Source organism: Alteromonas sp. 4NH20-0104 (genome assembly GCF_057547795.1).
In genome coordinates this window covers 1-20,897 of record NZ_BAAJLP010000004.1, presented here as the reverse complement: position 1 = coordinate 20,897, position 20,897 = coordinate 1, and the positions used below count along the sequence as shown (strand labels likewise).

Sequence of the window (20,897 nt, the reverse complement as noted above, 5' to 3'; positions counted from 1 at the left end):
CGGCCTTTTTATTTTTAACTCTGAATCGCCTTTTCAGCAGGCGGCTCCTTTACTAAACGCTAACGGCGTTCAGTGCTTGTTCAACATCGGCGATGATGTCGTCGATGTTTTCAATGCCCACTGAAATTCGCACCAAATCGGCGCTTACACCGGCACTGGCTAACTCTTCTTCGTTTAACTGACGGTGCGTGGTAGTGGCCGGGTGACAGGCCAGCGACTTGGCGTCGCCAATGTTTACCAGGCGCAAAATCATCTGCAGCGCATCAATAAACTGTGCGCCAGCTTCACGGCCACCCTCTATACCAAAACTTAAGATCCCTGATGCCTTACCACCGGTGATTTTCTCGCAGGTGGTGCGATAGGGGCTATCGGCCAGGCCTGCATAGTTTACCCAGCTGACTTTTTCGTGGTTACTCAGGTAGGCGGCCAGCTTTTCGGCGTTCTCACAGTGGCGTTCCATGCGCAGGCACAGGGTTTCCAGTCCCTGCAGGATCTGAAAGGCATTCATCGGGCTGATGGCTGCGCCGGTGTTACGCAGCGGTACTACCCGGCAACGGCCGATATAGGCTGCAGGACCAAGGGCCTCGGTGTACACCACACCATGATAGGACGGATCAGGCTCATTCAGTACGGCAAAACGTTCTTTATTGGCCGCCCAGTCAAATTTACCGCTGTCCACAATGATGCCGCCCACGCTGGTGCCGTGGCCGCCAATGTACTTGGTTAGACTGTGCACCACAATATCTGCGCCCAGTTCAAAGGGGCGACATAAAACAGGCGTAGCAACGGTGTTATCAACAATCACCGGCACACCATGTTTATGAGCAATTTCGGCCAATTTCTGAATATCTACCACGTTACCCGCCGGGTTACCGATAGACTCACAAAATACGGCCTTGGTGTTTTCATCAATGGCTTTGTCAAAGCCATCGTAATCGTCGTGAGAGACCATTTTTACCGTTACGCCCTGACGAGGCAGAGTATGGGCGAACAGGTTATAGGTGCCGCCATATAGCTGACTGGTGCTCACAATATTGCTGCCCACCTCACAGATAGCTTGCAGGGCATAAGTAATGGCCGCCATACCGGAGGCTAATGCCAGCGCACCAATACCACCTTCCATTGCCGCCACGCGTTCTTCCAGTACCGCAGTGGTGGGGTTCATGATGCGGGTATAAATGTTACCCGCCACTTTAAGATCAAATAAGTCAGCGCCATGCTGCGTGTTGTCGAAGGTATATGAGGTGGTTTGATAAATGGGTACGGCTGCCGCTTTGGTGGTCGCTTCAGACTCGTAACCGTGGTGAAGTGCAATGGATTCTAATTTCATCGTGTTTGCTACCCTGAGATGTCCTGAATAAAATTCAAGCGATAATCATGGTTTATGTCACCCATCCCTGCAACAAGTATTTTACATTTGCCAACTGATTAACCGCTTACTCTGCTGAATTCATTGATCTAAATCAGGCGGTGTTCAAACCAGTACTTTGGGAGGATTGTTGCTGAAATCCACTGTACCTATGCTTGGTAACAGACACGCTTTTTCGTTCACGGAACGAGACAAAAATGAGGAAATACCCATGAAAAAATCAGTCGTATTGATGGCACTTGGTGCCGGCTTACTGGCAAATGGTCTGGCTGCTAAAGAGACAGAGTCTCAGGATGTAAAAATGATCAATCTGGCTCACCAGAGTGGTTGCGTTACCTGCCACTCTATCGCCAGTGGCGGCAGTGGCCCGGCTGGCTTAAAGCCGATTGGCCCGGCGTGGCAGGACGTGGCGAAAAAATACAGTGATGTAGAGAATGCTCAGGAAGCGCTGGTAACTACTGTTCTAAATGGTTCCAGCCCCTATGCCAGCCATTGGAAAGGTGAGGTAAGTGGTTTTGCAATGCCACCCAATTCAGTGGTCATCAACAAAGAGCAGGCTAATGAGCTGGTGGGCTGGATCCTGCACTTAGCCGATTAATCATTATCGATAGACTATTACGGTCCCGGCCAGCCCGGGATCGTAGTTATAAAAAGGGATCAGCCTGAATTTTATCGACCTTCCACTGACCGCTCACTTTCTTAAGCTCCAGCGTACGTAAATCTTCCACTTTATCGCCGTTATACTGACCAGAAAAAAACAGCGTAACGTTAGCGTTGTCGGCATATTCAGTTCGGCCCACCGACTGACTGGTTTGTGGGGTCACTTCTACTGTATCGTATTTAAGGTTAAATACATGGCGCTGAACATTATTCTGGGTGTGATAGCGTTTCAGGATCCGGGCCATGCGATCGGTACTTAACTCCACTGCACGGTCAAGGTTTTCATCCAGGTATACGCCACGAATAAACATTACCGCGGTATATTCCGGGGTGTTTTCATCGAGCATGCCATAGCGGCCAATGCGTTCTTCTTTTTCGCAGGCGCTGAGCAGGAAAATAGCAATAAAAGAGATAAAAAATAAACGAATGCGTAACGGCATAACTATAACCACCGGTATTAATCAGTGCGTTACTGTAACTTTAGTCTATATATTTGGCAAACGGATAAAAAACGGGGCCATACGGCCCCGTTTCTGATTGATTATAGAGTAATCAATTACTGTACTTCTTCCTGATCGCCAAAGGCGCCAGCGAATAGTGGACTGGACAGATAACGCTCGGTACCGCTGGCAAGCAGCACTACCACAATCTTGTCTTTGTTCTCCGGACGCTCAGCAAAGCGCTTGGCGGCAACCACGGCTGCACCAGAAGAAATACCCGCCAGGATACCTTCTTCTTTCATCAGGCGGTGGGCCATTTCCATGCACTCTTCATTACTGACCTGTTCTACTTCGTCTACCAGATCAAGGTCGAGGTTACCCGGGATAAAACCGGCGCCGATACCCTGAATTTTGTGTGGTCCTGGTGTCAGTTCTTCGCCCGCTTTAGCCTGCGTGATTACCGGTGAGTCGGTTGGCTCAACAGCAACCGAGGTAATGGCTTTACCCTGGGTGTTTTTAATATAACGGCTAACACCAGTGATAGTACCGCCGGTACCTACGCCCGCTACAAACGCGTCAACTTTACCGTCGGTGGCTTCCCAGATTTCCGGTCCGGTGGTTTTTTCGTGAATTTCCGGGTTGGCCGGGTTTTCAAACTGTTGCAATAACACGAACTTGTCCGGGTTAGAATCTACAATCTCCTGAGCCGCTGCTACTGCTCCCTTCATACCTTTTGGTGCTTCGGTAAGTACCAGGTTAGCGCCCAGGGCTTTAAGCAGCTTACGACGCTCCAGGCTCATGCTTGAAGGCATGGTCAGGGTAATTTTATAACCACGTGCGGCTGCTACAAATGCCAGCGCGATCCCGGTGTTACCACTGGTTGGCTCTACAATTTCTTTGCCTTCGGTTAAAACACCGCGCTTTTCCGCATCCCAAATCATGTTCGCGCCAATACGGCACTTAACCGAGAAGCTTGGGTTGCGGGATTCGATTTTTGCGAAAACGTTACCGCCAGTCACGCGCTTTAGCTTCACGAGTGGCGTATTACCGATGGCCAGTGAATTATCGTCAAATACTTGCATGGTTATTCCTTTTGTTTGTCTTGGCTCCAGCGCGCTTGAGTTCAGGCTGGTCAATCTCACAGAGATTATTGGTGGAGCTTATTTGGTTACCCTTATATCATTGTTATTAAGTCATAAAATGCAAAGTGATTTTTGCTATATGATATGGTTATTTTAATGGTTAAGTGAATAAAGGATCCCAATGGCATTTCAAGGCACCGACAGTTATATCGCCAGCGATGACCTGCAACTGGCAGTGAATGCAGCGATTACCCTCGAACGACCCCTGTTAATCAAAGGCGAGCCGGGTACCGGTAAAACGTTGCTGGCTGAAGAGCTGGCTGCCAGCTTAAACACGGATTTAATTCAGTGGCATATTAAATCTACTACCAAAGCGCAGCAGGGGCTGTACGAATATGATGCGGTATCGCGACTGCGGGATTCGCAGTTAGGCGACGATCGGGTACATGATATCGGCAATTACATTGTGAAAGGCAAATTGTGGGAAGCTTTTGTTGCTGACAAGCGCCCGGTACTGCTGATAGATGAAATTGACAAAGCTGACATTGAGTTTCCCAACGATTTGCTGCTCGAACTGGATAAGATGGAATTTTACGTTTATGAAACTCAGCAGCGCATTAAAGCGGATATCCGTCCCATTGTAGTGATTACCTCCAATAACGAAAAAGAATTACCCGACGCGTTTTTGCGGCGCTGTTTCTTTCATTACATCAAATTTCCCACGCCGGATGAAATGCGCCAAATCGTCGACGTTCATTTTCCTAAAATTAAATCACGCTTACTGGAAGAGGCATTAACCTCATTCTTTAAATTACGGGATATTCCCGGGCTGAAGAAAAAACCGTCGACCTCCGAGCTGATTGACTGGCTGAAATTACTGGTGGCAGAAGATATACCGCCTGAAGCCCTGCAGGATAAAGAAGGCAAAACCAGTATTCCGCCTTTGTACGGTGCATTGCTTAAGAACGAACAGGACATTCACCTGTTTGAGAAACTGGTCTTTATGGCACGTCGCTAATGCTGGTTGATTTTTTCTTCACGCTCAGACGCTTCGGCGTAAAAACCAGCCTGCGGGAACTGCTGGATCTTATTCGCGCCCTCGAACAGCAGGTTATTTTTGCCGATGTGGCTGCGTTTTATCATCTGGCGCGGATTACGCTGGTAAAAGATGAATCACAGTTCGATAAGTACGACCGTGCTTTTGCTAACTATTTTGAAGGGGTCGATGCCATCGATTTGTTTGGTGACAGCATTGATGAAGAGTGGTTACGCAAAGAATTTGAAAAGCGTTTGTCTGCCGAAGAACGGGAAAAGCTGCGTCAGGAAGGCGGTTTGGAAGAGCTGATGAAAAAGCTCCGGGAGCGACTGGATGAGCAAAAAAAGCGTCATGCAGGCGGCAATAAGTGGGTAGGTACCGGTGGAACGAGCCCGTTTGGTGCGTATGGCGACAATCCAGAAGGCGTGCGCATCGGGCAGGACGGAAATCGCCGCTTTTCTGCTGTAAAGGTTTGGGATAAAAGGGAATTTAAGAATCTGGATGGCAATGCAGAGCTGGGTACGCGTAACCTTAAAATGGCCTTGCGTAAGTTACGCCAGTTCGCCCGCGGGGCGGCCAGTGAAGAATTAGACATCGCTTCCACCATTTCCAATACGGCCAGACAGGGTGGCCTGCTCGATATTCATATGCGTCCTGAACGGCATAATGCGGTGAAGGTGTTAATGTTCTTTGATATTGGCGGTTCGATGGATAGCTATATCAAAGGCGTAGAGGAATTGTTCTCAGCCGTTCACGCCGAGTTTAAGTATCTGGATTACTATTATTTTCACAATTGTGTGTACGAATCGGTGTGGAAAGATAATGCCCGGCGGGATAACGAGCGTATGGATGTATGGGATGTTATTCACAAATATGGGCCGGATTGTAAGGTGATCTTTGTTGGCGATGCCACCATGGGGCCATATGAAATAGCCTATCCCGGTGGCAGTGTGGAGCACTGGAATGAAGAGCCTGGCGCGACCTGGATGAATCGAATTACCAGCCATTTTAGCCATTGCATCTGGCTCAACCCGCAGCCGCAGCAATACTGGGGATATTATCAGTCTGCTGCTCTGATAAAAGAATTAATGGCAGACAAGATGTTCCCGTTAACCCTTCAGGGCTTATCTGACGGTATTTCAGCATTACAAAAAAAGTAACAATTTCAATTTTGCCCAACGAGGCATTAAGAGTATAAAGAGAATAAAAATGACAGGGAAATCGTGACATGACAGTCGAAGCATCTGAGCAATTACCTGATAACCACACTCAGCAAACACCATCTCCAGAGCCTCTGAGCTCTAAAGAAACCCGCGAAATTGTGACGCCCTATGCTTTTGGGGTGGCTGATGAACTGCTTGGCCAGCCCTTAGCATCACCCATGCGGCGGTTGATTGCTCAGTGTATTGATGCCTCCATTGTGGTGTTGTTGAGTACGGCTCATGCGCTGGTACTGGCCTTTTTTGTGGCGATTACTTTTTTTCGGGCCGGAAAGCATTTGGCAGAAGGCGAGAAAAAACGCAGTTTTGCGCGCAAGATGCTGCGCCTGAGCGCCGCCTGTTTATTGTTTTTTGTAACCTTTGTACTGGTTGAATCTTATAACGCAACACCTCCAATAAAAGAGCTCTCCCGCGACTCGGCACTGGTGTCTACCGGCCTCAGAGTGGCACAAAAATATGCCTGGCAAAGCTGTGAGGGCGAGTTTAGCTGTTACAGCGAATTTGCCGCAGGCTTTGGTGAGGCTTACGGCACCACGAGTGATACCGAGCAAGAGGCTACCGCCGCGTTTGATGAGTTTACAGCCGATAAGGATCTGACCGAAGCGCAACAAAGCGAATTACGCGAGCTGTTTGTGGCCGAGTTTACTCAGAGCAAGGCTTCCAATGCAGGCAGCGAAGCGGCAAACGAAGAGGTGCAGGCGGCCATTCGGGAAGGGCTGCGCGCCGGTTCTATGGGGGTGATAGAACCCGCAAAACCGGCGCCGGCAGAGTTGTTGCCAACGCCGGCAGAGTTGTTGCCAACGCCGCCAAAACAGCCTGAGCCAGAGCTTAAAATAGGCCTGGGTAAAGACAATGACACGGAGAAAACCAACAGTTTGATCAGCTGGGTGGACGGAATCATTAAGGATCTTGGCCTGGGTTTTGGCTGGGCAGCACTGTATTACAGCGTACTGACAGCCTGGTGGCGCGGCCACACCATTGGCAAGCGTATTATGCGCATCAAAGTTGTAAAGCTTGATGGCAGCCCGCTGAATTTATTTGAAAGTTTTGGCCGCTATGGTGGTTATACCGCCGGCATCGCCACCGGTTTGCTGGGCTTTTTACAGATATTCTGGGATCCTAACCGGCAGACCATTCAGGATAAAATTGCTGAAACACTGGTGTTGTACCGTCCGCCTGGTGCCGTGCCTATTCCTCAGTTGATCAGTGAACATCACGCGCCGGAGCCAGCCAATCCGGAGCAAGCATGACCCTGCGACTGGCACTGTTAGCTGCGGGCTGTGCCCGCCGTTATGGCGGCAACAAGTTACTCGCAGTGCACCCGGCCAGTCAGCAACCGCTGCTACACCATGTCATCAGTGAATATAAAAAAGCGGGCATTACAGACATCGTAGTGCTTACCGGCTATTGGCACAACGCTATCATTAAAACGCTGCCCACCGGCGTTACCCATCACTATGTAGACGACTGGCAGGAGGGAATGGCAGCGAGTGTGCGAGCGGCAGTAGCGCTTGATTTAACAGGTTACGATGGACTAATGATTGGGCTTGGCGATCAGGCCGGGATCAGTGCAACATTAATCAACTCACTCATAACAGACTATGCCAGCAACCCGGTTATCACTGCTACAAACTGTCAGGGGATCATTGGCCCGCCAGTTATATTTCCCCCCCAAACACTGACTGTACTAGACCAACTACAAGGCGATAGCGGTGCAGGCAAATACCTCAGAAAACTGGCATTAACCGCGCCAGATACGATCCAAACGGTATACACCGACTCACTGACCGATATTGATTGTCCGGCGGACTGGCATAAGCTGGATTGATTTATCTGAACTCAGCCCTATATTTGGAGAATGAACAAAACAAAATCAAACTATGCTTTAAGTGCTGCCATCCTGCCAGTGGTGATAGCCGTTGCGTTGCTCTGGGTTATTCAGTCTGCCGGCGTGCTGTTTGATCTTCCCTTAAACGTGCTTGGCGTGATCCCCCAGGACTGGAGCCGGTTGTACGGTGTGGTGTCTTCTGCGCTGGTGCACGGTTCCTACGAGCATCTGTTTAATAATACATTGCCATTAATTGTACTGGGTGCCATGTTGCGATACGGCTATCCAAACTCAAGACTAAAAGTGCTGCTATTTGCCTGGTTAGGTTCGGGCCTGGGAGTGTGGTTGTTTGGCCGCGAGTCAGTGCATTTAGGGGCGAGTGGCGTGAGTCACGGGTTGTTTTTCTTTTTGTTTACCGTGAGCTTGCTGCGTAAAGATAAGCGCTCGGTTGCGCTGATGATGATAGCGTTTTTTATGTACGGCGGTATGATCATGTCGATTTTTCCCCGCGATCCGGGGATTTCTTACGAAGCCCACTTCTTTGGGGCAGCAGGCGGCGTGGTAGCAGCTTTACTCTTTTGGCGGCAGGATCCAAAACTGGCTGAAAAACACTATGCCTGGCAAGATGACGAGCCCGAGCGGGAAGATCCTGTAATAGGCGATTTGTGGCGCAGGGCCCCTTATCCTGAAGGGCAGGCAGACCCTGCCGCTCAGCCTCATTCTGGGCACCAATCAGCAAATCACTCAGGGCATTACGATAGCCATCAGGATATCGATCGCCACGGCCATCACCGGTATCATTAGCTCAACGCTGCTACACTAAGCCCAAAGTAATCACTAATACCGGCCAGTATATTGGTGGTGGCCAGCGAGGCCAGAATAAATCCCATCACGCGGCTGATGATGCTGGCACCAGCACTGCCGATAATCCGCATGATCACCGAAGAAGCCAGCATCAGTAGCAGGGTGATAACCAGAACTATCATCATCATGGCGGCTGTCTGGGTTTGTTCCCACAAAGTGTAAACATTATTTTTGGTTAGTAGCACCGCCGCCAGCATAGCGCCAGGACTGGCAATAGACGGCACGGCAATGGGAAAAACGGCGGTTTCCCGGATGGTGGCAGCCATTTTAATTTCCTGCTCAGGCTTACTCTCACCAAATATCATGGTGAGTGCAAAAATAAACAGCACAATGCCACCGGCTACCTGAAAAGCCGCTAAAGGAATATGCATGGCAGTTAAAATAATTTCGCCGGCGACGATAAAAAACAGCAGGATCACGCTGGAAGTGACAAACGCCATCAGGGCAATAAGGCGGCGCTGTACGGGCGTATGTTGCTTGGTGGCGGCGATAAACACCGGCAGCGTGCCTATGGGGTCGATCACCGCGAAAAAGTAAATAAGGACGGGGATAAAATCAATCACAGGCTATAACCAGCGTGGCACCAGGTTTTGATAGGCCAGATAACGCTCTTTGTAACGGGCATTTAAAAAAACTTCCTCTAATTGCGTTTGTTTATGCAGTGCTGCCAGCCCAACCAGCAGGCAAATTAAACTGAAAAGACTGGGTAAAGCCAGCAAAAAGCCAACCTGGGCGATAGCCACACCGATATAACCCGGGTTGCGGCTGATCCGATATAATCCCTGTTCCACCAGAGCGTGTGTTTCATAGTCAAGAATGCCACTGCGCCATTGCTTACCCAGTGAAAAGTTCGCTCCCACTGCAATACTAAAACCGATGAGCAATAAAGCGGCACCGGTCCATTGCAGAGATACTATCCGTAACCCTTCAAGGGGCAGTAAATAGTCATATACGGGCGGGTGAAGGGCAATCAGCACGGATACTAGCCAGATAGCGGCGCGAAACAACCGGAATGCGAGGTGATTCCACCAGTGGCAGCTAAAGGCAGGCCCCATGGTAACAATGGGTTGGCTTGTACGCTTTTTATACACAATTAAGCCGGTATAAAATACCGCTACAAACGTAAAAAAGCCTGCCAGAAAATAACGCAGCAGGAAAAGATCTTCCATACACCACTCCCATGTGAATCTACATTTATGATTACTGATTAATATCAGGCGTGCAATTCCGGTTAGCCTAATGACGCCCCGTTTCAACTCAAGCCGGGGCGGATTCGAGTCTTTTTTGCACAATGTACAGTCGGTACCCGAGCATAATAGCGGCGCTGGTCAATCCGGCAATAATACCTATCCAGAAGCCATCGGCCGCCAGGGGGGCGCTGCTAAGCCAGTCGGTACGACCTAAAATAACACCAATGGGCAGTCCAATCAGCCAGTAAGCACAAAACGTTATGTAGAACATAGCGGTGGTGTCTTTATAACCCCGCAGAGCGTTGGCAGAAATAACCTGAATAGCGTCTGAAAACTGAAACAGCGCGGCATAAATCAACAACTGGGAGGAAATAGCAAACACTGCCTCGTTACTGGTGTAAAGGCTGATGATAAGCCCTTTGGCCAGCAACGTGAACGAGGCGGTTAAGCAGGCAACGCTCAGCCCGATAATAATGGCGCTCTTAACCGCTACGCGAGCCTGGCGAACGCGGTGTTGACCCAATCGGTAACTGACCCGAATGGAAATGGCCATGCCCATGCTCAGTGGGAACATAAACATGAGCGCCGAGAAGTTTAAGGCTATTTGGTGAGCCGCCACGATATTCGCGCCGAATGGCGCCAGTAACAGGGCTATCACTGCAAACAGGGTGACTTCAAACAATACCGTCATAGCAATGGGGAGGCCTAACCGAAAGGTCTGCAAAATAGTGCGGCGGTGAGGCTTATGCCAGAGCAGGAATAAGTGGTAACGGCGTAGCCGGGGTGCGAGACTGATATAAACCAACGTTGCTATAGCCATGGCGACAAACACCAGTGCGGTAGCCACACCACATCCGGCTCCGCCCATAGCTTCGATACCGAACCCACCATAAACAAACAGGAAATTACCGGCAATATTTACCACCAGGCCAATGACGGTGATGATCATACTGGGTTTGGTGTGGCCTAAGGCTTCACAATAGTTACGTGACCACTGGTAAAGTGCGAAGGCCGGAAACGCGAGAAACACATAATATACGTATTCAGCTGTAATGCTGGCCAGGTTAGCTTCCATGGGAAACAAACTGACGATGGGACCGGCGTAAAACGCGCCGCAAAAAGGCACAATACTTACCAGCAGCAATAAATAACCGGCTTGTTGGGTGGCATTCGCCACGTCATCATGACTTTTAGCCCCTTGTAACCGTGCAATCAGGGGCGGGATAGCCAGTGCAATGCCCTGAATAAAGCTCATGATAGGAATAGAGATACTGAAACCCAGCGCAACCGCCGCCATATCTACGGCACTGTAGCGGCCGGCGATAATCGTATCGCTAACGCCCATCAGCATTTGCGTAATTTGTGCAATGAGTAACGGCCAGGCCAGCTTAATCAGGCGCCGGCTTTCCAGCGCGGTGCGAGGTGATATCACCATCATTAGTTCAGTTTACCCGCAATGGAAAACGGTTGAATATCTACCCAGTCGCCGGATTTCAGCTCATCAGCTTCGGCCGGGATCAGCATGTAGCAGTTTGCCTGACTGAAACTGGTCATGACCCCTGAACTTTGTTTTGCCAGTGGTGTAACCATGAGTGTGCCGGCTTCATTCTGGCTGAAAACAGCGCGCTGAAAGTCCAGCCGTCCGGCGCGACGCCTGATATCGCCGGTAAGTTGCGCTTTGAGGGTTAGGCGATGGCCGTTAGCCAGGCCAGTTTCTCCCTGCAAATGACGAATTACTGGCACTACCAGCTGTTCGGTGGTGACGCAGGCCGAGACCGGGTTGCCCGGCAGCCCGCAAAAGACCGCGTTCCCCAGGCGTCCGAACGCAAAGGGTTTGCCAGGTTTAATTGCTACTTTCCAGAAGCCAATTTCCCCCAGTTCGTCGAGTACCGGTTTCACAAAGTCGGCATCACCCACCGACACACCGCCGCTGGAGATGATTACGTCACAATCTTGTTGGGCTGTTTGCAGTACCTGCTTAAGCGTTTCTGGTTTATCTGCCACAATGCCGAGGTTTTTGATGTGTACCTGCCAATTTTGCAGAAGGGCCGTTACGCCGGTGCGATTCGACTCATAAATCTGCCCCACGGCCAATGGGTTACCGGCTTCGACTAATTCATCGCCAGTGGCTAATAAGCCAATGGTAAGTTTGCGATAAACATCTACGGTGGCAAGCCCCAAAGAGCTTAATAGCATGGTATCGGTAGCTGTTAAGCGGTGGCCGGCGGTGAACAGCTGATCGCCCTGGGTAATATCGCTTCCGGTTAAACGAATATTAGCCTGCGGCGCCGTGTTGGTTTGCAGCGTAATTTTATTGTCTTCACGGCTAACATTTTCCTGGATGATCACGGCATCACAATCGGTGGGAATGGGGGCGCCGGTCATAATGCGCACACACTGACCGGCTAATACGGCCGGTTGTTCGCTGTCGCCGGCAAAAACTGAGCCGACAACCTGCAGAGTATTACCGGCCTGGCCATCACTGCTTTTGAGGGCATAGCCGTCCATTGCTGAATTATTGCAGGGAGGCACGTTTAATGAGGCGATGACCGGCTGAGCCAGCACCCGGCCAACGGCCGCTTTTATCTCTGCTTTTTCGCTACCGCTTACCGGTTGCGTTTGGCTTTGCATGGTAGCTATTGCATCGGATAAAGATAACCAGGGAGAATTAGACATAAGGCACTGACTCAACAAAATTTGCTGCGGAGTATAGCACTATCACTGACGATATTTATATGCCTGCTATCCCGCGGTTTACTCAGTTTGCGGACTGGTTATACCATTTGGTGATCATGGCCAGTATTTCTGCTTCTTTGAAAGGTTTACTTAAGTGATCATTCATTCCGGAGGCGAGGGCTTTTTGCTTATCTTCAAACATGGCTGCCGCAGTGAGCGCGATGATTGGTACCGGGATACCCAGTTGGCGGATTTCACGGGTGGCCGTGTAACCATCCATCACCGGCATTTGCACGTCCATTAAGACAATATCAAAGTTGTTTTGTTGCACTGTCTCAACGGCTTCCTGACCATTATTCGCCAGCGTAATGTTCATACCCAGACCGGTGAGTTGTTCTTTAATGACTTCCTGATTGATTAAATTGTCTTCCACCACCAGAATGTTGGCAGGCCCTGGCAATTCCACTTTTTCGTTGCTGGTACTTTGATTTTCATACTGTGCACGTTGCTCTGTTGAGGCTGTGCTCACCGGCACAGTAAACGTAAACTCTGACCCCTGGCCCAACTCACTGGAGACATCTAATTCGCCGCCCATGGCCGTGGCCAGACGGTGACTGATGGTCATTCCTAAGCCGGAGCCGCCATAAACCCGGCTGGTTGAGGAATCGGCCTGAGTAAAGGCTTCAAACAATACAGCCTGTAACTCCGGGCTCATGCCGATCCCGGTGTCAGTGACATGCCAGCACAGTGTGGTGTTGCCACGGCTATCGGTTAGCTGCTCCACCATCAGGGTGACGCCGCCTTCATGGGTAAATTTAATGGCATTGCTTAACAAATTGGCCAGAACCTGCTTAATGCGCAGTGAGTCACCAACAAAATACGCGTGTGATATTTTACCAAACCGGCAGGAGAGCGTGAGCCCTTTGGTTTCAGCCTGGCCACGGAATAAGTCGTCGAGTTGACCTATTACTTCACGCAGCGAGAACGTTGCCGATTCGAGGTTCATCTTGTTCGCTTCGATTTTAGAGAAATCGAGGATGTCGTTAAGGATACTCAGGAGCAGTTCGCCAGCCTGATGGATTTTGGTAAACCTGTCTGTTGCCCGTTCTGATGCCTGATCTTTCAGGCCTAACCGGCTAAGACCTAAAATAGCATTCATGGGGGTTCTGATTTCATGACTCATGTTGGCCAGAAACTCACTCTTTGCCTGATTAGACTTTTCGGCCTGTTGCATGGCTTCATTTTGTCTTTGTTCAGAAAGCACCAATCGTTGGTTGGAAAGCGAGAGTTCTTTGGTTCGCTTATCCACCGCAAATTCAATTTCATCGGTATAACCGGCCACAATGACCATAAACCAGCCAAGCAGACCGGCAAATAAGGTTGCACTGGCCAGTAACAGGTGCACGCCCCAGGGCTGGTAAATAAAAGTATTTTCATTCGCCACAAAAAGTACCCAGCTTCTCGCGCCCAGCGATATTTCGTACCGGTTTAGTAAGGGAAATTGGTTGCTAAGTGACTGGCCATTCTGGTTAGCCATGGTTAGCCTCTGCACTTGAGAAGGGCTGAGGTTGTGGCTGAATAACACGCCCGAGTCATCATTAACCATAGGATCCATTAACAAAATGGCATGGTTGTTACTGGATTTCTTAAAGGCCAGCGAAGCAAGATCCTGAGCCCGTATAACGCCCGTGGCATAGCCGTTTTGAAACGGATTGCCGGTGGTGGATTTAACCGGCAGGAATAACAAAACACCGGCTTGCTGGCTGTTTTCCTGAACCAGCTTAATGGGCGTGGTAGGGTAAATTTGTTCGGTTTGCCAGGCGGTTTTTAACGCTTCCTGACGAGAGGCCTGAGAAAAAACGTCGTAGCCAAGGGCTTTTCGGTTGTCGGCAAAGGGTTCAATAAATGCTACAACGACATGGAGAGGGCGCTTGCGAAAGGGAATAAGGTTGTTTTCACTGTCGCGCTCGGTGATAGTAAAATTAACATTTTCTTTCGCATAGCCACGTTTAAGCAGTGCCTGAAGCGCCTCTACATTGTTTTCGCTAACCCGAATATTCCAGGACAATCCCTGTAAAACCGGATTCTCTGCCAGGATATTGCTTGTGAACTGGTTAAATTGGGTTGGCGTTAGGTTGGGCTCGGCCCGAACGAGGCCGGCAACAGAGTGTAAAATATTGGTGGCATTGCTAACACTGGCCTCTAGATTACGGGCCAGTATACTGGCGTTATTATTAAATTCTGCTGCCTGCTTACTGCGTTCTTCGTTTAAAGCCAGTGTACATAACACCGCCGCCGACAGCGAAAAGCCAGCCAGCGATGCCAAAATAAAGCGACCTCTTGGGAAAGGGGAAACCGCCAGACGTGGAAACAGCGACAATAACCAGGGCAGGGTGAAAATAATACCGATTGCATCGCCGGTCCACCAGCTTAACCAGGTGGATAACAGATCGCCTTCACTGATAATGCCCTGATGTAGAAGCAAAAAGACGCTTAATGTACAACCGACGAGAGTGCTACAAACTGCCGCGACGAACAGAAAGCGAAATATCACCGCAGGTTTGCGGTAAGTCATAGGCAAACCAACAAAGCGCCTGACCAGTAAATAACCAGCCTGAGCCTGTAACGTAGCGTAAAACGCCAGAATGGCCGGATTTAACCATTTAGAGATATCTAATCCGGTGCTGGTTCGAATGTAAATACTGATACAAAACGAACCGATAAAAACCCCAGGCAATGCCCGTTGACCAAACGCTAAAACCGCCGCTAAGGCGAGACCTGCCGCAGGCCATATAATAGTGGCAAAGCCCGGAGGAACCGCCATTAGCTGACCAACATAACCAAGCAGGAAATACCCGACAGCGGTAATAAGTACGACTTCTGCGGTGAGCCAGCGTTGCCGGGATGATCTGATGGTGTTTTGCATAGGCCTCGATGGCTAAAGGTGGCTAATTAGCAAAGATAACAGGTAAGTGCATGCTGTAAAGTTTAACAGATAAGAGTCGGTTCGCTATTGAAGATGAAATTTATTTCGCGGAAACAAGTAATTCGGACGGACTTGCGAAAAGCCAATGCAAAGCACATTACAAGCAGCGCGACTGCCAATGACCGTCAAAACCACCGGCAAAAAGCCAACACGGTAATAAGTTTAATCATTAAGGCTTTTTGGTTAATTTAGTTCATTAACTGCCCAGGTTGAAAAAAATACCAACCGCCAGTTCAACCCAAACAAACAGAAAGATGACTAAGGTAAGACAGCATAAAACCAAACGGGCAGGGCGTTGTGCGTGTTTTACGGTAATCAGTAAAGCACTACCGGTGATAAATATCAGGCTGCCCATCACTATGAAATCCATCACCGACCAGTTCACCTCTGAGGTTAGCATCCCCGCAGTCAACGGAAGCAGTAATATAGCCAGTGTGGCCATAGCAACGTGTTTTATAGAAAGTTGACGGTTTCGGCCTGGTAACGTGAATGTGGTCATAATGTTCTCCTTTTTAACGCCTTAATATCATATAGCATATCAGTGCCCATGCTTACAGGTTTAGTGAGTGGGCAAAGTGGGGACGTTAAATAGCCCTGCCAGGAGATTGACATTCCAATAATAAATAGTACTTTAGTTGTAGTGAAAGTAACTTGATGCCAGGAAGGCGGGTTTGTTGAACAAACTAAAGTTGTTGTCTTTATCTCTTCATCCTCGACTCTATCGATTCATGCTCAGGCTTTGGGCAGGTTTTTCGGTTTTTATTATCATTGCTTTTGTGCGTTTTCTGTCGCTGGCAGATGAAAATAACGTTGTCACTGTCAATTACGATGAACTGGTAAGAATGCTTACCCAGTTGGATGTGATTAACCTAATAGCCCTACCTGATTTCTGGCGAATCAGTCTTACCGATGAAGCCGGGAATCTGGCCATGTTCCTGGGCGAATACAGCGCTTTATCTTTGCTGATTTTTAGCGCCGGTCTGTACACTTATCATAAAAATATAGAGGCGCTAACACGCAGACAGGTATTTATGTTGTTTATCTGCGCTGGCTGGGCACACTTATTATTAGCCAAATGCATTTTGCTGTTTTCTATTCCGGATAAGCTAACAGGACCGGTGATAGCCGTAGGGGCACTTTCGGTACTCTATTTTTCATTGCTGGCGTTAATTTTTGATACTTACCTTTGTTTGCGCAGGAAGGCAGCATGATCCGGCGGTTAGCGCTATTTCCTTTAAGCTTAGTTCCAGCATTTAGTTATGCGGATTCCGTGTGGCGACCGATTGCCACCCACGCCACGATGTTGGCGATGGTATTGTTTATTAACCTGGTGTTCTTTGGCGGCTTGTACATGCTTTCAATCATTAAGGGAAAGCGTCACCGGGCAATACTCGAAAGCCAGGTGCAGGAGGCTCAGGTTGACTTTTTAACTCAGGTGTTGAACCGACGTGGTTTTGAGCGGCGTATCAGCGATAAAAAGCAATTACAGGGCTACATTCTGATTGTGGATATTGACGATTTTAAGCGTATAAATGATCGCTATGGCCATCACTCGGGCGATTTGATTTTACAAAATGTGGCTACCCGTTTGAAGGACGCTCTTCGAGAGCAGGACATGATTGCCCGTTTTGGCGGTGAGGAATTTGTGATTTACGCAGCACTTCAGAATAAACAATCAGCAGAAGAGTTATCCAGACGACTGGTGGCTGACATCAGCGCCGAAGCATACCAGATCCCCGGAGTAGAAGAACCACTCAGCGTTACCATAAGCGTTGGCGTAGCGAGCGTACTTGACTCACTCAATGTATCAGACGTGACATCCCGAAAAGGTATATTAAGTAGTGCATTTAAAATTGCCGATAGCAATTTATATAAAGCTAAAAGCCTGGGGAAAAATCAATCGGTGATGAGCTAATTACACCCTGGCGAAAGGTAACTCGTTCAGGTTTTAATAATTTACCAAAGTGGTGTATTTCTGCGGTTGAAATTAATCATCCCACTCAATATTATCATGCTATTACTTGATTTACGGGCAATCAGGAGTATTTTGAGACATCTGTGTAAACACCAAAGTGGTGTATTTGTTTACACCATTTTGTAATCTATTTAATAGTTAGCTGCCAAAAGGAATTCATGCTTGGTCGAATATAAATGGAGATGCACAGCTTGTGATAGCTCGAACGAAAGCGGCACCTCAGTTTGCAGTAAATGCGGTTGCGCAGCTGGCGCTAGTGTTAAAGAGATAGAACAGCATTTAAACCCTGATAAAATCCGGATGGATAAGGCGCGGAATGCTTTCGATAAAAAACTGACCCAACTTTTATTTTTACCTTTTTGTGCAGTCATTTTTTCGCTTACCGGCAGGCTTGAGATTTTAGCTGTATTGGCTCTGAGCTCATTATTTTTCTTTAAAACCCAATCATCATTTATATTGTTTATAAAGTCTGAAAAATGGCTAAGAAACGTCCTCATATCATGCTCAAGTTTGTTAGTAACTTTAATTGTCTCAAGAGTATTGTTCATATCTGACAATAGTATTTTTGTAGGTTGGCTAGTATTTGGCTACCTTATTGTCACTGTTTTTGCCTACTTCCTACTATTCAAGCACCAACGAGGAAAAGAGGCTTTTTCAAGGTATTATCGAGCTAATGGCAGCTAACAAAAAAATCAAGTCACTCACTTCGTTCGCTGGGACGCATACACGCAGGGCGGCTTCGCCATTATGCCCTACGTGCCTGCGCCCCTTATTTACAAGTTAGCCCCCATTCGTTAATCCATTCAAAAATAAATGATCGGGGTAAGTTTACGCCGGTGTCATCACTCGTTTTTGCGCCCCGCCGCCAATGGTTATTTTTGTGCCCAGGGCTATCAACCAACCATAGTAATTTCTTCCCGTGGTTTGCGCGGCGCGTGCAGTATTTCGTTGTAAGCGGCCCGTGCTTTTATCTGCAATCGTCTAGCGCAATTCTAAGGTTCATTGGTAACGTAGCTTTATCAGTTTCGGCAAATGGCTAACGCAAAAATCAGTTGTTGTTTTTCTGGTGGTTGTTTAAGGTAAGAGCAAATCAGGGAAGGGCAATTAAGTAATGCAAACATCTTGGTACAGGGCAGCAAAGCTGCGAACGTTCAGTGTTGGGGCTAACAAAGCGCAGCACGGGACAATAACGCGCAGTTCCCCTTTTTTGCAAAGAGCGCAAAAAAGTGGCCCTTCGCTATTGCCCGTGTGCTAGGCGTTAGTTCCCAAAAGGAAATTCGTGAATCAGTTCTCTTTTTTAGAAAAGCTTCGTTCAAGGTATTTAAGCACTGAAAGTGAAGAGCTTCTCTTCAACAACAAAGAGTGCACTATTGAAGGGACTGTTTATCGCTTAAATTCTTGGAAAGACTTTCATGGTAAAGACGCCATTGTGGTTTTTGAGTTAAAAAAGAAAGGTGTTCTAATAACAAACAGCTATTGTATCGGTATTAGATTTTCCGCTAATCAAGAAGCCTTGCTGTTGAGCCAAGAACAATTATGGGAAATAGGAATTCCATAGAATGGTAACCAATTGTTCAAAGGAATAAATTTGAGTTTAGTAAAAGTAGAATTGCCTAAGTCGATCTATTGGCCTTTAAAAATTTTACTTTGTATAGCGGCTGCTTACGTATTTTATCAAGTCCTGGCAGACATAAACGATGGCTTCATTACCCGTAGAGGTATTGTATATTCCTTAGAGTCAGAGCCTCGAAGCTTCTATATCAATATTATTAAGCGGTTTGTTATTTTCGCGGTATTAGTTTGGTTTGGAACATCTGGAACCCGCAAAAAGGAGATATCAAGTAATGGCAACTAACAATCAAATGTTGGGGACACAAACGCGCGGGCTGCTTCGCATTATAGCCCACGCGTTTGCGCCGCCAAATTAGGGCGTTATGTGCCCATTTAGCTGGAGAGGGATTTGTTGGAATATTTTGGTTATGCATCAATCATAACAATGGTGGCCTCATCTGCAGTTATTGGTTTGTTTCTCTTTGCATTTTCTAAAAAATACCTCAAAAGGAACTTAGGACTTCATAACATGTGGATTAAAGAAGACGTAAGGGCATGTATAGAACCAAAACAGTTTCAAAAAGTCTGGTTTCTAATTCAAGTTCAAAAGTATGCCGTGTTGTGCGTTTGTGTATATTTTGCAATTTCTACGTTAGCCAGCGTCATGGCAAGCACATAACAATCGCATTAACACTCGCTTCGCTCGCTAGGGTCAAATACACGTAGGCTCTCCTCGCGTTGCTCGGTATTTTAGCCTACGTATATTTGCCCGTTATGCGGGCGTTAGGTGCCCGTTCGCTGAAGTGCTCAAGATGTAAGAAGAACTATGAGGATTCCGAGCTACGATACCTTTCGAAGGTTATGACTTGGCCTCTAGGGATACTGTTCGCTATTAATCCCCAGCTTTTGGGGGCGATCAGAGAAGGAAGGAAGAAATATTGCAGTGAGTGTGCAAGGGTGTTGAATATGTGCTTGTTCTTCGGTGTATTCTTCTTTTTTATTTTTCCAGCGTTAGTGTTTTTAACTACGTAGCCAAGAATTTATCATGTGCAATACACCTAACAAAAAAATTATGTCGCCCGCAAGCGGGCTGGGACACAAACAGGCAGGCGGCTTCGCCATTTTAGCCTGCCTGTTTGTGCCCCATATTTAAAAGTTATGTGACAGGAGAGAAATCATAGATCTATGGCTTTAAGTGAATTCGAAATAAAGAAAGTAGAGAGAGCTGGGAACACGTTCTTAGAAAAGCGAAGACCACCTGTGCACATCAGAAAGCAATTAGATCTTAGCTGGCGTTTAGAAAACCAGTCAGTGTATATCTACGAAACGCGACCTGTCTGGAATAACCCTTCTGAGTATCAAGATTTGGATATTGCCAAAACCACGTTTATCCGCACTCAGGGGAAATGGAAGATATTCTGGATGCGCCAAGATTTAAAATGGCATGGATACGAACCAAACTTGCATGTTAAAAGCATCGAAGAATTCTTTTCAGTTGTAGATCAGGATCAGTACGCTTGTTTTTTCGGGTAAGTCACATAACAATCAAATGTTGGGGACACAAACACGCGAGCTATGCTTCGCCATTATAGCCTGCCAGTTTGTGCCCCATATTTAGGTGTTATACGTCAAGGAGAGTCATGCGAGTTCTGTCGATAATAATCTTTCTGCTTTTGTCAGGTTGCGCTAAGAATTACAACAATGAAATTGCTACATACAAAGCGGTAGGAAATAGATATGTCCTTACTGTGACAGGGATGCGCGGCAATATGGCTCATGATCCTATTTCACTTCTGTTTAGAGGTTCTCATGAAGCAAGTCAAAGTTTCGACATACCTCGCATTTCTGGCACTGTGAAAGGCTCTGAAATAATTACCGCCAAAGGATATTATGGTTTTCTGGGTCAAATAAACTTTGGCGGTGAAAGTGTCACTATCGAGCTTTTAATAAATAATTATGATGACAATACTCAGCCAGAATTAAATTGGAATGGCAAATACGTTCTTAGACAGGAATGACG

21 protein-coding genes are annotated in these 20,897 nt (G+C 47.8%); 11 read left to right on the top strand and 10 right to left on the bottom strand.

Features of this window, described 5'->3' with window-relative positions; all coding sequences use genetic code 11:
• Window positions 1-52: 52 nt before the first annotated feature.
• Entirely contained in the window at window positions 53-1,330 is a 1,278-nt protein-coding gene (locus AC27IB_RS03810) for an O-acetylhomoserine aminocarboxypropyltransferase/cysteine synthase family protein (protein ID WP_487119053.1), read from the bottom strand.
• Window positions 1,331-1,580: 250 nt separating this feature from the next.
• Between AC27IB_RS03810 and AC27IB_RS03805 the strand changes: the two genes are divergently transcribed.
• Window positions 1,581-1,967 (top strand): c-type cytochrome, encoded by a 387-nt coding sequence (locus tag AC27IB_RS03805; protein WP_487119051.1) that lies wholly within the window; start codon window positions 1,581-1,583, stop codon window positions 1,965-1,967.
• 46 nt (window positions 1,968-2,013) lie between these two features.
• Here AC27IB_RS03805 and AC27IB_RS03800 read toward each other — a convergent pair whose 3' ends face one another.
• Both AC27IB_RS03800 and cysK read right to left on the bottom strand, forming a co-directional pair.
• Window positions 2,014-2,469: a hypothetical protein gene (locus tag AC27IB_RS03800; RefSeq protein WP_487119049.1), complete on the bottom strand. Its 456-nt coding sequence runs from the start codon at window positions 2,467-2,469 to the stop codon at window positions 2,014-2,016.
• A 116-nt stretch (window positions 2,470-2,585) separates the two neighbouring features.
• On the bottom strand, window positions 2,586-3,551 hold the full coding sequence (gene cysK / locus AC27IB_RS03795) for a cysteine synthase A (protein ID WP_487119047.1): 966 nt from the start codon (window positions 3,549-3,551) through the stop codon (window positions 2,586-2,588).
• Window positions 3,552-3,732: 181 nt separating this feature from the next.
• On the opposite strand from cysK, the gene AC27IB_RS03790 reads away from it, so the two are divergent.
• From AC27IB_RS03790 to AC27IB_RS03770, 5 genes are all read left to right on the top strand, one after another.
• On the top strand, window positions 3,733-4,569 hold the full coding sequence (locus AC27IB_RS03790) for an AAA family ATPase (protein WP_296048843.1): 837 nt from the start codon (window positions 3,733-3,735) through the stop codon (window positions 4,567-4,569).
• A complete protein-coding gene (locus tag AC27IB_RS03785; RefSeq protein ID WP_487119045.1) occupies window positions 4,569-5,747 on the top strand; it encodes a vWA domain-containing protein in 1,179 nt (392 codons plus the stop codon). Before AC27IB_RS03790 ends, AC27IB_RS03785 begins: the two co-directional genes overlap by 1 nt.
• A gap of 68 nt (window positions 5,748-5,815) precedes the next feature.
• Window positions 5,816-7,057 (top strand): RDD family protein, encoded by a 1,242-nt coding sequence (locus AC27IB_RS03780; protein ID WP_487119043.1) that lies wholly within the window; start codon window positions 5,816-5,818, stop codon window positions 7,055-7,057.
• Window positions 7,054-7,635 (top strand): nucleotidyltransferase family protein, encoded by a 582-nt coding sequence (locus tag AC27IB_RS03775; protein ID WP_487119041.1) that lies wholly within the window; start codon window positions 7,054-7,056, stop codon window positions 7,633-7,635. The genes AC27IB_RS03780 and AC27IB_RS03775 overlap by 4 nt, the downstream gene beginning before the upstream one ends.
• A 30-nt stretch (window positions 7,636-7,665) precedes the next feature.
• Window positions 7,666-8,439 carry a rhomboid family intramembrane serine protease gene (locus tag AC27IB_RS03770; protein WP_487119039.1) on the top strand — a complete coding sequence of 258 codons (774 nt, stop codon included), beginning with the start codon at window positions 7,666-7,668 and terminating at the stop codon, window positions 8,437-8,439.
• Here AC27IB_RS03770 and AC27IB_RS03765 read toward each other — a convergent pair.
• The 6 genes from AC27IB_RS03765 to AC27IB_RS03740 all read right to left on the bottom strand — a co-directional run bounded on the left by AC27IB_RS03765 (window position 8,436) and on the right by AC27IB_RS03740 (window position 15,850).
• Window positions 8,436-9,062: a MarC family protein gene (locus AC27IB_RS03765; RefSeq protein WP_487119037.1), complete on the bottom strand. Its 627-nt coding sequence runs from the start codon at window positions 9,060-9,062 to the stop codon at window positions 8,436-8,438. The genes AC27IB_RS03770 and AC27IB_RS03765 overlap by 4 nt on opposite strands.
• Before the next feature lie 3 nt (window positions 9,063-9,065).
• A complete protein-coding gene (locus AC27IB_RS03760) occupies window positions 9,066-9,668 on the bottom strand; it encodes a methyltransferase family protein (protein WP_487119035.1) in 603 nt (200 codons plus the stop codon).
• 88 nt (window positions 9,669-9,756) lie between these two features.
• Entirely contained in the window at window positions 9,757-11,121 is a 1,365-nt protein-coding gene (locus AC27IB_RS03755; RefSeq protein WP_487119278.1) for an MATE family efflux transporter, read from the bottom strand.
• Window positions 11,122-11,126: 5 nt separating this feature from the next.
• Window positions 11,127-12,365, bottom strand: a complete 1,239-nt coding sequence (gene moeA, locus AC27IB_RS03750) for a molybdopterin molybdotransferase MoeA (protein ID WP_487119033.1) — start codon at window positions 12,363-12,365, stop codon at window positions 11,127-11,129.
• An 82-nt stretch (window positions 12,366-12,447) separates the two neighbouring features.
• Window positions 12,448-15,291, bottom strand: a complete 2,844-nt coding sequence (locus AC27IB_RS03745; protein ID WP_487119031.1) for a CHASE domain-containing protein — start codon at window positions 15,289-15,291, stop codon at window positions 12,448-12,450.
• A 256-nt stretch (window positions 15,292-15,547) separates the two neighbouring features.
• A complete protein-coding gene (locus AC27IB_RS03740) occupies window positions 15,548-15,850 on the bottom strand; it encodes a hypothetical protein (protein ID WP_487119029.1) in 303 nt (100 codons plus the stop codon).
• Between the two features lie 172 nt (window positions 15,851-16,022).
• On the opposite strand from AC27IB_RS03740, the gene AC27IB_RS03735 reads away from it, so the two are divergent.
• Window positions 16,023-16,562 carry a hypothetical protein gene (locus AC27IB_RS03735; protein WP_487119027.1) on the top strand — a complete coding sequence of 180 codons (540 nt, stop codon included), beginning with the start codon at window positions 16,023-16,025 and terminating at the stop codon, window positions 16,560-16,562.
• Window positions 16,563-16,621: 59 nt separating this feature from the next.
• Entirely contained in the window at window positions 16,622-17,266 is a 645-nt protein-coding gene (locus AC27IB_RS03730) for a GGDEF domain-containing protein (protein ID WP_487119025.1), read from the top strand.
• Window positions 17,267-17,457: 191 nt separating this feature from the next.
• Here the strand turns inward: AC27IB_RS03730 and AC27IB_RS03725 are convergent, their stop codons facing one another.
• Window positions 17,458-17,883 carry a hypothetical protein gene (locus AC27IB_RS03725; protein WP_487119023.1) on the bottom strand — a complete coding sequence of 142 codons (426 nt, stop codon included), beginning with the start codon at window positions 17,881-17,883 and terminating at the stop codon, window positions 17,458-17,460.
• 722 nt (window positions 17,884-18,605) lie between these two features.
• Between AC27IB_RS03725 and AC27IB_RS03720 the strand changes: the two genes are divergently transcribed.
• The 3 genes from AC27IB_RS03720 (at window position 18,606) to AC27IB_RS03710 (ending at window position 20,895) form a co-directional block, all read left to right on the top strand.
• On the top strand, window positions 18,606-18,884 hold the full coding sequence (locus AC27IB_RS03720; protein ID WP_487119021.1) for a cytochrome b5-like heme/steroid binding domain-containing protein: 279 nt from the start codon (window positions 18,606-18,608) through the stop codon (window positions 18,882-18,884).
• A gap of 1,178 nt (window positions 18,885-20,062) precedes the next feature.
• Window positions 20,063-20,410 carry a DUF3024 domain-containing protein gene (locus tag AC27IB_RS03715; RefSeq protein WP_487119019.1) on the top strand — a complete coding sequence of 116 codons (348 nt, stop codon included), beginning with the start codon at window positions 20,063-20,065 and terminating at the stop codon, window positions 20,408-20,410.
• A 107-nt stretch (window positions 20,411-20,517) separates the two neighbouring features.
• Window positions 20,518-20,895: a hypothetical protein gene (locus AC27IB_RS03710; RefSeq protein WP_487119017.1), complete on the top strand. Its 378-nt coding sequence runs from the start codon at window positions 20,518-20,520 to the stop codon at window positions 20,893-20,895.
• The last annotated feature ends 2 nt before the right edge of the window (window positions 20,896-20,897 follow it).